The sequence below is a fragment of the Candidatus Chlorohelix allophototropha genome, assembly GCF_030389965.1.
In the GTDB taxonomy this organism is placed as follows: Bacteria; Chloroflexota; Chloroflexia; order Chloroheliales; family Chloroheliaceae; genus Chlorohelix; species Chlorohelix allophototropha.
The window spans coordinates 1,905,610-1,919,571 of record NZ_CP128399.1 but is presented as its reverse complement, the minus strand read 5'-3'; the positions used below and the strand labels follow the sequence as shown (position 1 = coordinate 1,919,571).

Sequence of the window (13,962 nt, the reverse complement as noted above, 5' to 3'; positions counted from 1 at the left end):
CCGAAATTCTTTAAGTGTGTTAAGGTTCATACGAGTAGTGTCCTTTCTCAATTAGAACATTACTCGTCTGGGCAAGTTGTGCCAACACTGCTTGCCCTTTGGTTTATCTAAACGTCAATTTAAAATGGAGTTAGTTTAAAATGGCAAAAAAAAGTTCTACTCCTTTGAGGTTTACAACATCAAATGGTTCCCAATTATCAATAACTGACTCGTTCTTCCAACATAATAAATTCCCGATTGAACAAATTAACAAGCGAATAGGAATCCTTATAGTAGCTTACAATGCGGTTACTACGTTAGCTAAGGTTCTTGATCGGATTCCACAAGACGTATGGGAAGTTGTTGAGGAAGTGATAATTTTAGATGATGCTAGCAAGGATGCTACTCATGAATTAGCAATTGGCTACAAAGTGTTGAGAGGCAGAGAAAAGCTAACAGTCATAAAACATAAAGAGAATTTAGGATATGGCGGTAACCAAAAAGCAGGATACCGTTATTTTATTGAAAAAGGCTTTGATATTGTTGTGCTTCTTCACGGAGACGGTCAGTATGCGCCAGAGATTATGTCGCAACTGATTCTACCCTTAGCTCAATCTCAGGCAGAAGCGGTATTTGGTTCTCGCATGATGAATGAGTACGGTGGTCCTTTCAAGGGTGGTATGCCTATTTACAAATATATGGGTAATCGCATCCTCACCTATTTAGAAAATCGTTTGATTGGCCTAAACCTAACTGAATTTCATAGCGGTTATCGTGCTTACAGCATTGAAGCTTTGCGCCAAATAGACTTCACCAAGATGACTAATGATTTTCATTTTGACACAGAAATTATTATAAAACTACAGCATCAAGGCTTCCGAATCATAGAGACCCCTATTCCAACCTATTATGGCGATGAAATTTGCTACGTAAATGGGTTACGTTATGCCCGAAATGTTATAAGATCAGTGCTCCGTTACAAGCTTACTGCTAGATCAATGGAATGTTACCCAGAATATGAGGAATATTTTAACCACTACCCACTCAAACAGGATGAGAATTCTAGTCATGAATTGATTATGAATTTGGTTGGTAAAAATAAATATATTCTTGATATTGGTTGTGGTGAAGGATATTTTGCAAAGGAGATTGCAAAAAAAGATAATCGAGTAATTGGTGTGGATATATTGAGCCAACCAAAAAATATTTCTGCTTTTGAACATTATTTAAAAGCTGATTTAAATAATGGGCTGAAAGAGGTTAAGGATACCCTTGAGTTACGTGCCTTTGACGTTATTTTATTATTGGATATCTTAGAACACCTTGTCAATCCCGGTAACTTGCTGAAAGATTGTGAAGATTTACTTAAGCCAAATGGTAATATTCTCATTTCACTTCCCAATGTTGCAAATATTACTGTTCGGTTAGCATTACTGTTCGGTAAATTTAACTACTCTCAAAGAGGAATACTCGATAAAACGCATTTAAGGTTCTATACCCGTGGTTCAGGATGCCGATTTATTGAAGAAATGGGTTATAAAATAATTGATCAGAAGGTAACAATATTGCCTTTAGAATTATTTAAAACCCCCAAAAACAGCTTTATTTTACGCATCTTTACACGACTATTGACCTTAATTACTTGGTTTCTACCGGATTTATTTGGTTATCAAAATATTTATATAGTCCACCCAAATAACTAACTTCTATATACAAGCTGCTCAACATATAATGAATTTTTGGAGAAGCAGCGATACACAATTAGGTTCAAATTTGCGAGTTGGAGAATGTAAGCAGTGTAACGCCTTTTCTCATAATTATTCTTCTAAGGAGTCTATTGATTTTGATTTCAACTTCCCAATCCTCGTTAAGTAAAGTGCTGCAAATTACTAAATTAAACATATTAGTTAACCGTCTCCAAGAACCATGGTTTGCCTACCTGACTATTTTTCTTCTACAGTTGAAAATAATTTGGGGAATGTGGCTTTTTCGCGACTTGACTTTTGGTGATACTTCTTCTTATTTTACAGATGCCTTTGGTTGGTTTAATAAATTTACCGATAACATAGTTTGGTCTCCGCTATACACAACATTTTATGGTAGCCTGCTGCATCTTACTCAGGATGTATATAGTGTAACAATTTTACATCGTATGATTATTGTTTTACTTCTGTGTGTAATGGTACTGGCATTAATGCGGAGACTTTTGCCTTCGTTCATAGCCTGGTTGGTTGCAGTATGGTGGGTGATTTTGCCTATAAATTTCGATTCTTTATATGAGGTTCACCTATTCGCACTTATACCAATCCTCTCAGTTTGGCTTCTAATCCTATGGAAACCTACCCTAATGGGCAGGGGAGTTACTCTTAGTTTATTATTAGGTACGTGTATTCTGGTTCGAAACGAATATGCCATAACTTTTGTACTTTTTGCAATTATATGTTTTGTGTATGAAATAGCTTATAGGAGAAAAGCATCCGATATAAAGAACCTTAAGTGGCGTAAATATTTGCTAGCCTACTTGGCACCTCTAGTAGTCGCAATTCTGCTTGTAATTTTTTTCTTCTCCCGTTCCACAGTCCAATTTAGTAGATTAAGCGAAGTATCTGGGATAAAACATACTCTTAATATGTGTCAAGTTTACGCTTTTGGCTATCAACAGCGACATCCAGAATGGAATAAAAGCCCTTGGACTGACTGTAGTCAGCTAATGGAAACTACTTTTGGTAAAAAGATGCCTTCCTTAGTAGAAATGCTCACAGCAAATCCTCAGGCAACAATAGAACACTTTAGCTGGAACTTTAGTTTAACTCCTAACGGTTTGCAAGTTCTTCTTTTCAATGCCACTTCTGGCAATGTTAACCCAGATTATGCTCCTGTAGAATATAATTCTAATATTGCGCTGATTCTTAGTATAGGACTTATAATAATTTTATTAACCGGTTTTGTTCTATTTCTAAAAAATAGAGTGTATTGGTGGCAGAATTGGATAAAAAGCCGAATTTGGGGATGGATGTTAATGGGTTCTGTTGGAGTCGTTACATTTTTTATTATACCAACTCAAAGACCTCGACCTTCCTATCTTTTTAGTTTGGGTTTGATTATTATGGCTCTTTTTGGTATGGCTATATTTATTATTTTCAATCGTTGGTCAAATTCGTTAAAACAATATTCATGGTCAATTCCAGTAATTATGGTGATAGGCTTAATAATAGCTCCCGTTTATTATAGTGATCAGAATCATGTCCATCCTCGCCTTCTTTTAGATGACTACCGTAGATTGGTACCCTACACTGCGCTGATTGAAAAACCTGATACAGTTTTTCTTAAAGGTGAATTCGCTTCTGATATTTCTAACTATATTGGAAAAGGCTATAGTAGTGCTTTTGATTATTCAATATTGGATGAAATTAAGCCTAATACAGCTTTACCTGATTTTCTAGCCTCCAAGAATATTAATCTATTCTATCTTGATTCAAATATCCTACAGAAACTAAAAACTAATCCATTGTATAAATCATTTTTAGAATTCCCACAAAACTTTGGTTGGAAAGAAATCGGTTATCAAAATACTCTCTCATATGAATGGTTGCTTTTACAACGGGTTTCAACTAAACCAAATAACCAACTAAAAGCGCCGGAAGCAGTATCTCAATTCCCAGCGGATTTGGCTAATCCAAATCTAGAATATTCTGGAATGTACGAAGATGGCTGGGCATCCGAAGCAGTTTTCTTCCGCCTAGCACAACCCACCAGTACCGCTAAACTGGTTATCAAAGGCATGATACCCCTAATAGATAACCAATCCTTTACCTCAAACATTGAAATACTCAGTGATGGTGTTACTGTTGCTACAAAGCAGTTGACTCTTGGGGATTTTGAAATACAAGTACCTATAACCGGAACCGTAACTAATCACCGTATCGACCTTCGTTTTTCCCAATACCAAAATTTACCTGGAAACGATGGTCGTCCGGTGACCGCTTTACTCAAGTATGTCGGTTACGAAAAATAGAGGTTGTAAAATCCAGTAGGATGAAACAGTAATTACCAAAACACAAGAAAAGTGGCTAATCTCGGACGATTAGTGGGTCAAAATCGAACCACTCCTACCCCCTCGTCAAACCCTGCCGCTACCCTAGAGTAGATGACTGCAAGGTCATTAGTACCTTATTTTTCGTGCTAAAAACTGTGGCAAGTCTTCACCCACAATATCAAGGAAATGACAGAAAATCGCTTACCGCCTCCCACGCAGGGATATTATATAATACGCAGATAATAAACCGTTGTGCCAATTACATTCACCATGGAGAATAATAGATGGGTTACGAACTAATAGTAGAGCGCAAGCAACACCAGAAATGCGATAACTGTATTTTTATCAAAAGCTGCTTTTTGCAAGATGTACAGCGTTTGCAGGAGAATAGTGGCATAGGTAACGATTGCCTGATTTATCAGGACGAGCGAGATTTACCCGAAGTGCAGCACACCGAGCGTTACAATGCGGTAGCGGGATTGCCCCCTTACACGGTGCGAATGCGCAAACCGCATTAATCTTTCACCGTCTATAGCCCCTGCACCAGCGCCAACGGCAAGCCAAAAAACAAAGCCTTGCCCGGTTTTATATCCGCCCCAGTGTTGTGGCGGGTTTCCTCATAAAGTTGTTGCAAGGCTTCGCGGCTCTTAACAAGGGCAAACAACAAGCGCCGCTCGCTTCGTTCCAGTTCGGTAAGCGCACTCAGACCGGGGAAAAGCGGGAGGTCATCGCGGTTGAAATTGCGCGGCATCAGAAACTGTTCACAATCCAGTGCTGTTATTGCCCGCGCGTTTTTTTCAGCCCACAGATTAATCACTTCTTCCTCGAAATCCTCATCGTCCAGCACCAGCACAGCCAGATAATAATCGCTCATTTATAAACTCTCTTTTACGCTAGTTCGCGCCGCTAACTTCGACCTGTTCCGCCGCTTTTATGCCCGCATCGGTTCTTTTCTCACCTCGAAATGCCAGTTTCAAAGCAAAGGGCGTGAAAAGCGTAGTGACCAGCACCATCAAAACCGTCGCCGCATACACTTGTTGATTCAGGATTCCTTCAGAAATACCAACCGAAGCCACTATCAGCCCGACCTCCCCGCGTGATACCATGCCCACACCCAACCGCAAGCTAGAAAGATTGTTAAAGCCGGTAAGACGCGCTCCCAGTCCACAACCGATTATTTTGCTGACAATAGCAGCCACACACACCAACCCGGCAAAGAACCATGCCTCGCCGTTTATACTGCCCAGATTTACCAGCAACCCGATACTGACGAAGAATACCGGAACAAGCAGCGCGTAAATTATTGTGCGGAATTTTTCTTCCAGTTCGTGCCGGAAACGGGTACGCGCCGCCAATACTCCCACCATAAACGCCCCCACTATTAGCGCTACGCCTCCCAAATATTCGGCAGCCCACGCCGTTAGCAACACAAGCACTACCATTGTGGCAGTTATATTTTCGCTGATTGGCAGTTTTTTAACCCGCGACAGCGCCCACGGTAAAACCTTTAAGCCGAGCAGCGCAGTGACAAGGAAGAAAGCCGCCATTTTCAGGATTACCGCTATAATTTCAAGCGCACCACCACCGCTACCGCCACCCACCATTGCCAGATAAAAGGAGAGTACCAGCACCACCAGCACATCATCAAAAACCGCCGCCCCAAGCAGCGCAACGCCCTCGCGTTTGCGTAGTACGCCCAGTTCGAGCATGGTTTGCGCCGATATGCTAACGCTGGTAGCCGCCAGTATGATACCGATAAACAGGCTCTTTTCAAAAGTGTAACCGAAGGGCATTGCCACCAGAATACCAAAGGCAATCGGGAAGATTACGCCACTAATACCTGAAAATACCGCAACCCTGCCCACCTTAAACATTTCGCTTAGGTTGGTTTCAAGACCAGCCATAAACATAAGGAAGATTACACCCAATTCGGCAATAATCTTGATGGTGTTCTCCAAATAAGGGCGATTTTCAGGCTGGATAAAGCCCAGATTGTACAGGTTGATTAGGCTAGGACCGAGAATAACACCCGCCAGCAATTCGCCTAGCACTGCCGGTTGCCCAAACCGAGTGCTGAGGTAGCCCGCTGCTTTGGCAGCAAAAATAACCAGAGCCAGCACAAGCAAAAATTGTAAAACAGGACTCATGCCTTCGCTTGCTGCTGCCGCCGTTGGCGTGTATAGCAGTTTTCCTACAGGTGAGATAACGAGATTCATCGTGCCAGCCTCACAAGTTCATCTATAACATGCTTTATACGCTCGAAACCGCTGCTTTGTCGCCCTTTTTACGCACTGGCGCATCATCTGGATTATCCAGATGTTCGGCATGAGTCGCCAGGTTCTCGGCTTTCAGCCCCTTCACGGTAATATGCGGGGAATCTTCATAGCCGATACCGAGCGGGAATTTCAAAACTTTATCTTCGTTGACCCGGTAAAAGCAACGCCGCCCCAAGCGGGTTTTCACCACATAGCCCTCTTCGATTAGGTCAGTTATAGCCCGTGACACTGCACGTTCGGTGAGATCAAGCGAATAGCCAATCTCGCGAATGGTTTTACCCGGCTTGTTCAGCAACGAAATCAGCACCAGCCCGTGCGAGGTAAAAAGCTGCCACTTATTATCTTTAGTAGGTTGCGAGGTCATAAATGTTCCCCATATAATCATTAATACCGGTAATATTGTTCATGTAATTATATAACATATTTATTTTTCTGTAAATGTGGTTGTGATTTCTGTGACCGCTGAATTTTTGTTTGCCCTTGAGTTGGCAATAGCGTATAATTCACTTCCGTTGTACCGGTATATTCCGGGCAGTACATAGCTGTATAACAAGTGGTGAGCTATGGGTACTATCGTAAAGACTTCAGCCGGCGAAGAAATAATGCAGAAAATCAGCGATTCGGGTTATAAACTAACCGAGTCGCGTCGAGTTGTGGTTGAGCTTGCCCTCAAACACGAAGGTCATTTTAGCGCCGCAGACCTTTATGAAACCATAAAGAGTGAAGCCCCTTCGGTTGGTCGCGCTACTGTTTTTCGCACCCTCGACCTTCTAACGAGCATGCAATTGCTGGAGAAAATACATCTGGGAGACGGTTGCCATAGCTACGTGGTATGTCAAAGCCGCCACCATCACCACCTTATTTGCAACACCTGCGGTTTGACTATAGACTTCGAAAATTGCCATCTGAACGAGTTGCTGCAAGATTTATCCCGCCTGACCAATTTCAGCATTAAAGGACACTGGCTGGAAGTTTTCGGACAGTGCGAACGTTGCCAGAATAAGGAACAATTTGCGGTAGTCGGTTCAATTATGAAAAAGGATTCGTAAAGAGCGCATTAATGCGAATAGCGAAATGGTACTTAAATAAGAGATTTATGATGTTGCTGGTGCTAATCACTTTGCTTCTGGCAGGCTGTGGGGATAGCGCCACTACTGCTACTCCAGTTGCCAGTAGCACCACCGCTGCCGCTACCACCAGCACAAGCGTAACCACTTCCGCCGCTCCTAGCACTACTATTGTGGCAGTACTAGCCACGCCAGTGGTTAGCCCTACCCCTGCAACTACGGTTGCCTTACCCGGTAGCAACGGCACACCTACCCCTATTATCGGCGCAAAGGGTGGCGCGACCATGAAAGAAGCTTTTGCGGTGGTTGACCAACAGGTGAAAAGTTGGCAGCAAGATGCGGTATATGTTTCGGTTTTCAATAATTTGGAAAAACAACTTGGAATTGAACCGGACGGACGTTGCACCGAATGGTTCTTTCAAGCCATCTCGGTAAAAGCCAGCAAGCGCACCACTTGGCTGGTTACGTGGGATAACGGTAAACTTACTGTTACAAAATCAGGCGAGGAGGATTTGCCTGAAGATAATGTGAAATTTCAGGCAGAACAAGCCCTACCGCCTATCCCCTCCCTGATAGATACCAACGAAGTAATGGCAGTAGCACGAGCGAATGGCGGTGATAAAAGCGATCGCCCGATAGGGTTTAGGCTGGCAAAATCAGCCCGCGAGGGAGCATCGCTGTCTTTCGACCTGATTTTCGAGCAGGGCAGCAAAACCTTGCTAATTCGGGTAGATGCACTGACCGGTAAAATTTTGGATAATGCCAGAGGCTAAGTGGGAGCAAAACACAATGGCAGATGGGTTGGATTTTAGCACAATCATGGAAATCGCAAGTGGGGTAATAAATAGCCTCAAGCCGCAAGAAGAAGGTAAAAAAAGTATTGCGTTCGACTCGCGGAAACTGGCGTTGGGTTTGGGTAGCATCGGCGCACGTATGATTTTCGGGCAGATAATGTCGCGCAAACAACGCAAAGCCGAAGAAATGGAAAAAGCGCTGGATTACTTGCGTGAGCAGGCAGGTATTAAAAAGAAACGCAGCGGTCCGAGTGGGCTTTTGTTCTTCATCGGGGGGTTAGTACTGGGTAGTGGCATTTCATTTTTGCGTCTATCCTCGGAAGAGCGCAGCCAGTTAATAAAGGGCGTTGACCATCTAGTTAATGAAGGTATCGCCCTAGCAAACGAGATTCAGGGTCGCCCCTACACTAGCGATTACGAACTGAAAAAAGACTAAAAACCCGGAATTCTCGAAATACAGGCTCGAAATCGGTTTTTGAGCCTTTTCTTTTTCCATCCGAACCTTCGGTATTATCCTCCCAATCCCTTCAGACCGATGTAGCATTTGGATTTTCCCCACATTGCAAAATTCATCAGAAACATGCGTTACAAATTAGCCCTGATAACCAAATATTATGACCTAAGCAAGATTAGTCTATAGACCATTGTTAATTATTTAATATCGGCTTACTATGAGAAGCAGAAATACTCGCGCTAAGACTTTGGCGCTAACATGAATAAAAGATTCAGTTTTAAGGAGGGCATTATGCTCTTGTTGGATAAGGTCAACAAAACCTTTACAACCGAGATAGCGGTTGAAGGCGAAACAGGTAATACCGGACGCAAAAAAAAGAGTAAAGTCGTAAAAACTCGGATACAAGCCGCCAATGAAATTAGTTTCTCCGTTGAGACAGGCGATATATTCGGTTTTCTCGGTCCGAATGGAGCGGGCAAAACTACCACAATTCGCATGATTCTGGACATTTTGCGTCCTGATAGCGGTACTATTACCTGGAAGGGGAAATCGATCATTGACATACCTAGGCGAAGCTTTGGATATTTGCCGGAAGAACGCGGTTTATACCCCAAAATGGTGGTGGACGAACAGCTTATCTTTCTGGCGCGATTACTTGGAACTCCCAAAAAAGTAGCAGAAGAACATTTAAATTATTGGCTTGATCGTTTTGACATCCAGCAGAACCGCAAGAAAAAGCTTGAAGAACTTTCCAAAGGTAATCAGCAAAAAATCCAGTTCCTAGCGGCGGTACTACACGACCCTGAAATCCTAATTATGGATGAGCCTTTCAGTGGACTTGACCCAATAAATGTTAACCAGCTAAAAGAAGCCTTCCTTGAGATGCACAAGCGTGGAAAAACGATTATCTTCAGCACTCACCAGATGGAGCAGGTGGAAGAGTTGTGCGAAGACATCGTGCTTATCAACAAGGGGCAGGTATTGCTACACGGCAATTTGCGTGAGATAAAGAGCGGAACAGGCAGAAAAGTGGTACGCCTTGCGCTACAAAATGATATTGAAATGCTCTGGCTTGACCAGATACCGGGAGTATCCGTCACCAAACGTCGTGCCGATTATGTGGAATTGCATCTTTCTGCGCCCACCACTACCGACGATTTGCTACGACTGGTGTTACAGCGAGGCGACCATGTATTGCGCTTCGAATTGGCAGAACCGTCACTTAACGACATCTTTATCGAGAAGGTAGCGGGTGTTTCCATAACCGAAGACCCCAACCGCTTCGCCGCAGTGGCAAAGGAATATAACCAGACGCTGACTGCTGCAAAGTCTTGAGATTATCAGGCAAGCGTTTAACGGGTAAGGTGTAGCTTCCAAGAGTGGAGAAATGAAATGAATCCCTTTAGATTGATTCTCATGCGCGAATTTTCAACCCGCGTCAAAAAAAGGTCGTTTTTGATAACAATAATAATCACCATTTTGGTGTTTTTAGGTTACATGTATGTTCCGGTAATTATCACTGCCATTACAGGTGGTTCACAGACCCACCTGTCAATTGTAAACAATACTAAAGAGTCGAATATAGGCGGGCTTGAGCTTACTACTTTCCTTGATGATTATCTCAATACTAACGTCAATTATTCACTGAACGGCGTAACCACCAACAAACCCAAGAAACCGCCTTTTGTCATCAGCTACAGTTCTACCGATCAGGTGGATAGACTGAAACAACAAGTACGGGATGGAAAAATCAACGGTGTTCTGCAAATCAGCCGTGACAGTAAAAATGAATTGAGTTTTGATTACTATACCAAAGATGGTCGAAACGGTACTTCTACCCAGCGTGTCTCTGATGCAGCAACCCGCTTAACCATTGCCGACAGGCTTGTGCGAGCGAATGTCCCGCCGCAGGTTACTACCACCCCTGCTTCTATCAAAGTGACCGATACCGAACTGGAACGCAGTCAGAACAAAGGTATTGCCAAAGATGAAGCACAGGTAGCGGCTTCCTACGGGGTGGTTTTGATATTGATAATTATGCTTTTTATTTCCCTGAACGCTTTCGGCTCGATTATTGCACAAGGCGTGGCAGAAGAAAAGAGCAGTCGAGTGATGGAAATCATGATTAGCGCGGCAAAACCCACCGATATAATGTTCGGCAAAGTGTTCGGCATTGGCTTGTTGGGTTTGGTTTCCATCCTAATAGTTGGGCTGGTAGCAGTACCCGCCTTGCTTTTACAAGGACCAATTACCGAAGCATTGACCGGGGATGCCAGTTCAAACTCCTTCAACTTGTCTGGTTTTGATATCTCTACTCTTGGCTACTTCCTGTTATTCTATCTGGGCGGCTTCTTCCTATATTCGATGCTCTATGCTGCCGCCGGGAGTTTGTGCAGTCGCTCAGAAGATGTCAACCAATCCATTGCGCCTATCTCTACGTTGATGATGATCGCGTATTTCGTGTCAATCTTCGGCTTACAGGCAATTGATGCGATATGGGTAAAGGTGTTGTCCTTCGTACCCTTCTTCAGCCCAATATTGATGCTGGCGCGAGTGGGTTTTGGCTCGGTTGAGCCGTGGGAAATCGCGTTGTCATTTTTGCTATTGGCAGGGGGTATCGTGGTTAGCGGTTGGTATGCAGCGCGGATTTACCGAGCAGGCGTACTGCTTTACGGCAAACGCCCCTCCATGTTCCAAGCGTTGGGGCTGAGTCGTATCAGCAAATAACAAGGCAAGAATAAATCTCTAAGGCAAGGGGTATAAACAGCCCCTTGTTTTTTTATTATACCTACCGAAAGTTGCCACAAAAGAAAGAGCTTGGCGCGATTGCGTGAATTAGGGATAGACTCTGAGAGCCTTTAAGCCCGGCGGCGGAAACGCGCGGTCACACTATGCAATTCCTCGATTTTGAGCAGATAGGCAGCGCCACCGAAAATCGCACCCGCTACACCAATAATCGCACCTGTCAGTAGGATGAGTGGGACTTTGGAAAGGTCTGTCAGGGGCGTTGCCAGCAACCAGCCCGCCAGCAGTAGAAATGTACCCATCAGGTCGCCTGCCAGCGTAATTTTAAGCATGCCAAGCCATAGCCCATTACCTGTATCTAACGCTCCAAGCTTGCGCCTAATCAGGTAGAGCAATATCAGCGCCTCTAACGTATTGGTGAGAGCGAGGCTGAGCGCAAGCCCACCATGTCCTAGCGAACGTTGCAGCACAATACTCAACGCCACATTGCTCAGCACGGTTATTACTGCGGCGAAAACCGGAATGATAGTGTTGTGCATCGCATAAAATGTGCGGGTGGTAATTTCGGTTACACCGTAGCCAACCAGTCCAATGCTGAAAAATACCAACGGATAGCTAACCATCTGGGTGCTAGTTTTATCGAAATTGCCAAGCTCAAACAAGGAGCGCACGATAGGAGTTGCCAGCAAACCTAGCCCAAGCGTAGCGGGTAGCGCGAAAAAATAAATGCGGCGCAAACCTTCCACCAGCTTAGCCTTCAAGCCTGCTAGGTCGCCCGCTCCGTAGAGACGTGCCATTGCCGGGAAGGTCACTACTGCCACACTCAGCGCGAACAAACCATGCGGAAGCATGAAAAGCTGGAAAGCATAATTTAGCGCGGATACGGTTTTAGGTTCGCCCGAAGCAAGGTTGGTAATCACAATGAAATTTATCTGCAAGGCGGCTTGCCCGATGAGTCGCGGACCAAGCGAGGTTAACACTCGCCTAACCCCTTCCGCTTGCCAATCCAACCCCACTTTGAAGCGAAAACCCGCCCGGAACATGGCAGGAATCTGGAGCAGCAGATAGAGCGCCGCACCGCCAATTACGCCCGCTACAAGCCCATATACCCCCATGCTCTGTGAGAGAAACAACGCTCCTAGAATGATGCTTAGGTTATAAAAGAGAGGCGCAAGCGCAGGAACTAGAAATCGCTCCATACCGTTCAGAACGGACGAAGCAATTGCACCCATTCCTAACATAATGGGTTGCAGTAGCAGTAAGCGGGTCAGGCTGGTGGTCAATTCTTGTTGTGCAGGCGAGAAATTGGGCGCAACTACCCACGAAACCAGATACGGAGCAAAAACAAAGGCGACTATTCCACTGATCAGCAAAGCCACGAAAGCGTCGTTTACCACCGCGTTAGCCAGTCGCCACGCTTTATCTTTATCACCCTGCCCTAGCATTCCCGCAAACACGGGGATGAGCGCAGAACCCAACGCACCACCGCTCAACACCAGAAAAAGCATATCGGGTATTTTGAAAGCGGCAACATAGGCACTGTAATCCTCGCCTGTCCCAAAACGCGCCGCGATTACCACTTCACGCAGCAAGCCAAGCACCCGGCTTGCCAGTGTCGCCACCATCACTATCAGGGTATTGGAAAAAATTCGTCTCAACTAAAGCTCATTATCAAAATAATCTGCGTCAATCTTCTTGATCGTATATGTAGCAACGTCAGTTATCCCGGTGCAATAATCTATCATGTATTGCGCAAGTTGCTCACCGTCAATTAATACTATTTTTTTCTCGATACGATTGACGTAATCGCGGGCTTCTTGAGAAAAAGTGGAGGTAGTTATAAGAATGCCTTTTCTAGCTCGCTGCCCTTCAAGGCTACCGGCAAAAGCCTGTACTACAGGTCGTCCAACAGTATTTTCCCAGCGTTTTGCCTGAATAAAAACTGCATCAAGACCGAGTCTATCTTCTTTAATAATTCCATCTATTCCACCATCGCCACTTTGACCAATAGCAGCACCTGCATCTCTGCGAGAGCCACCATAGCCCATATTAACCAGCAAATCAACCACCAATCTCTCAAAAAAGCGAGGTGTTACTTTCTTAACCCTGTCAAGAAGTTCCTGAGCAAGAATCTTTCTAAGAGTTTGATAACTGGATTCAAGCACTTCTTCAAGGGTCTGTCCCGTATTTACTTCGTCTTTAATATCGTTATGCTTGGTATCTTCTTCTTTCTTGCGAAATTCAATAAATTCAGGGTACTGCATCAATGTTTTCATGTTTATGATTTGAGGGTTCGATTTTAGTAAAGTTTTCCCCCGTCCAGTGATTCTGAATTTTCCCCGACCAGTACTTTCAAGGAGAACGGCTTTACGCAAATGTGTTAGGCTCCAACCTACCCTGTTATCCAATTTGGCTTGTCTACCGCTCGGTAAAAGTTCTTTCCGGTCTTCTTCTGATAAATTAAACTGGATTGCAAGTCTTTCAATAGCATCGCTTAATAGATGTTCAGCCCCATCCTCTACTATCCGCATCAAGGGAAGCATTAAAGTCTGAAAGTCCGGTACAGCCATTTAGACAATTCCTTCTTAGAACTAAACACAATATAGCATTA

13 protein-coding genes are annotated in these 13,962 nt (G+C 44.1%); 8 read left to right on the top strand and 5 right to left on the bottom strand.

The features are described from left to right. Positions 1-140 precede the first annotated feature (140 nt). The 3 genes from OZ401_RS08495 (at position 141) to OZ401_RS08485 (ending at position 4,533) form a co-directional block, all read left to right on the top strand. On the top strand, positions 141-1,682 hold the full coding sequence (locus OZ401_RS08495) for a bifunctional glycosyltransferase/class I SAM-dependent methyltransferase (RefSeq protein WP_341467801.1): 1,542 nt from the start codon (positions 141-143) through the stop codon (positions 1,680-1,682). Positions 1,683-1,822: 140 nt separating this feature from the next. Beyond that, positions 1,823-3,994, top strand: a complete 2,172-nt coding sequence (locus OZ401_RS08490) for a hypothetical protein (RefSeq protein ID WP_341467800.1) — start codon at positions 1,823-1,825, stop codon at positions 3,992-3,994. A gap of 305 nt (positions 3,995-4,299) precedes the next feature. Beyond that, positions 4,300-4,533, top strand: a complete 234-nt coding sequence (locus OZ401_RS08485) for a hypothetical protein (protein ID WP_341467799.1) — start codon at positions 4,300-4,302, stop codon at positions 4,531-4,533. An 11-nt stretch (positions 4,534-4,544) separates the two neighbouring features. On the opposite strand, the gene OZ401_RS08480 is transcribed toward OZ401_RS08485, so the two are convergent. The 3 genes from OZ401_RS08480 to OZ401_RS08470 are packed head-to-tail and all read right to left on the bottom strand — an operon-like array spanning position 4,545 to position 6,655. Next, positions 4,545-4,889, bottom strand: coding sequence for an HAD family hydrolase (locus tag OZ401_RS08480; protein ID WP_341467798.1), 345 nt, complete (start codon positions 4,887-4,889; stop codon positions 4,545-4,547). A 19-nt stretch (positions 4,890-4,908) separates the two neighbouring features. Continuing rightward, complete coding sequence (locus OZ401_RS08475) at positions 4,909-6,231, bottom strand: cation:proton antiporter (RefSeq protein WP_341467797.1); 1,323 nt, start codon at positions 6,229-6,231, stop codon at positions 4,909-4,911. 34 nt (positions 6,232-6,265) lie between these two features. After that, the gene (locus OZ401_RS08470; RefSeq protein WP_341467796.1) at positions 6,266-6,655 is read right to left on the bottom strand and encodes a helix-turn-helix transcriptional regulator; all 390 of its coding nucleotides are present in this window, start codon (positions 6,653-6,655) and stop codon (positions 6,266-6,268) included. 199 nt (positions 6,656-6,854) lie between these two features. Here OZ401_RS08470 and OZ401_RS08465 point away from each other — a divergent pair, with 199 nt between their 5' ends. The 5 genes from OZ401_RS08465 to OZ401_RS08445 all read left to right on the top strand — a co-directional run bounded on the left by OZ401_RS08465 (position 6,855) and on the right by OZ401_RS08445 (position 11,333). Further along, on the top strand, positions 6,855-7,340 hold the full coding sequence (locus OZ401_RS08465; protein WP_341467795.1) for a Fur family transcriptional regulator: 486 nt from the start codon (positions 6,855-6,857) through the stop codon (positions 7,338-7,340). An 11-nt stretch (positions 7,341-7,351) separates the two neighbouring features. Beyond that, a complete protein-coding gene (locus tag OZ401_RS08460) occupies positions 7,352-8,131 on the top strand; it encodes a hypothetical protein (RefSeq protein WP_341467794.1) in 780 nt (259 codons plus the stop codon). Between the two features lie 16 nt (positions 8,132-8,147). Next, entirely contained in the window at positions 8,148-8,588 is a 441-nt protein-coding gene (locus tag OZ401_RS08455; protein ID WP_341467793.1) for a hypothetical protein, read from the top strand. Positions 8,589-8,897: 309 nt separating this feature from the next. Next, complete coding sequence (locus OZ401_RS08450) at positions 8,898-9,941, top strand: ABC transporter ATP-binding protein (protein WP_341467792.1); 1,044 nt, start codon at positions 8,898-8,900, stop codon at positions 9,939-9,941. A gap of 120 nt (positions 9,942-10,061) precedes the next feature. Then, a complete protein-coding gene (locus OZ401_RS08445) occupies positions 10,062-11,333 on the top strand; it encodes an ABC transporter permease (protein WP_341467791.1) in 1,272 nt (423 codons plus the stop codon). Between the two features lie 131 nt (positions 11,334-11,464). Here the strand turns inward: OZ401_RS08445 and murJ are convergent, their stop codons facing one another. After that, on the bottom strand, positions 11,465-13,009 hold the full coding sequence (gene murJ, locus OZ401_RS08440; protein ID WP_341467790.1) for a murein biosynthesis integral membrane protein MurJ: 1,545 nt from the start codon (positions 13,007-13,009) through the stop codon (positions 11,465-11,467). Continuing rightward, positions 13,010-13,921 (bottom strand): restriction endonuclease, encoded by a 912-nt coding sequence (locus tag OZ401_RS08435; RefSeq protein ID WP_341467789.1) that lies wholly within the window; start codon positions 13,919-13,921, stop codon positions 13,010-13,012. Positions 13,922-13,962: the final 41 nt, after the last annotated feature.

Bases quoted from the DNA above. Each gene is read 5' to 3' on its own strand.
- OZ401_RS08495 (WP_341467801.1), top strand. From the start codon at position 141: ATGGCAAAAAAAAGTTCTACTCCTTTGAGGTTTACAACATCAAATGGT.
- OZ401_RS08435 (WP_341467789.1), bottom strand. From the start codon at position 13,921: ATGGCTGTACCGGACTTTCAGACTTTAATGCTTCCCTTGATGCGGATA.
- OZ401_RS08465 (WP_341467795.1), top strand. From the start codon at position 6,855: ATGGGTACTATCGTAAAGACTTCAGCCGGCGAAGAAATAATGCAGAAA.
- OZ401_RS08475 (WP_341467797.1), bottom strand. From the start codon at position 6,231: ATGAATCTCGTTATCTCACCTGTAGGAAAACTGCTATACACGCCAACG.
- OZ401_RS08455 (WP_341467793.1), top strand. From the start codon at position 8,148: ATGGCAGATGGGTTGGATTTTAGCACAATCATGGAAATCGCAAGTGGG.
- OZ401_RS08460 (WP_341467794.1), top strand. From the start codon at position 7,352: ATGCGAATAGCGAAATGGTACTTAAATAAGAGATTTATGATGTTGCTG.
- OZ401_RS08470 (WP_341467796.1), bottom strand. From the start codon at position 6,655: ATGACCTCGCAACCTACTAAAGATAATAAGTGGCAGCTTTTTACCTCG.
- OZ401_RS08480 (WP_341467798.1), bottom strand. From the start codon at position 4,889: ATGAGCGATTATTATCTGGCTGTGCTGGTGCTGGACGATGAGGATTTC.
- OZ401_RS08450 (WP_341467792.1), top strand. From the start codon at position 8,898: ATGCTCTTGTTGGATAAGGTCAACAAAACCTTTACAACCGAGATAGCG.
- OZ401_RS08485 (WP_341467799.1), top strand. From the start codon at position 4,300: ATGGGTTACGAACTAATAGTAGAGCGCAAGCAACACCAGAAATGCGAT.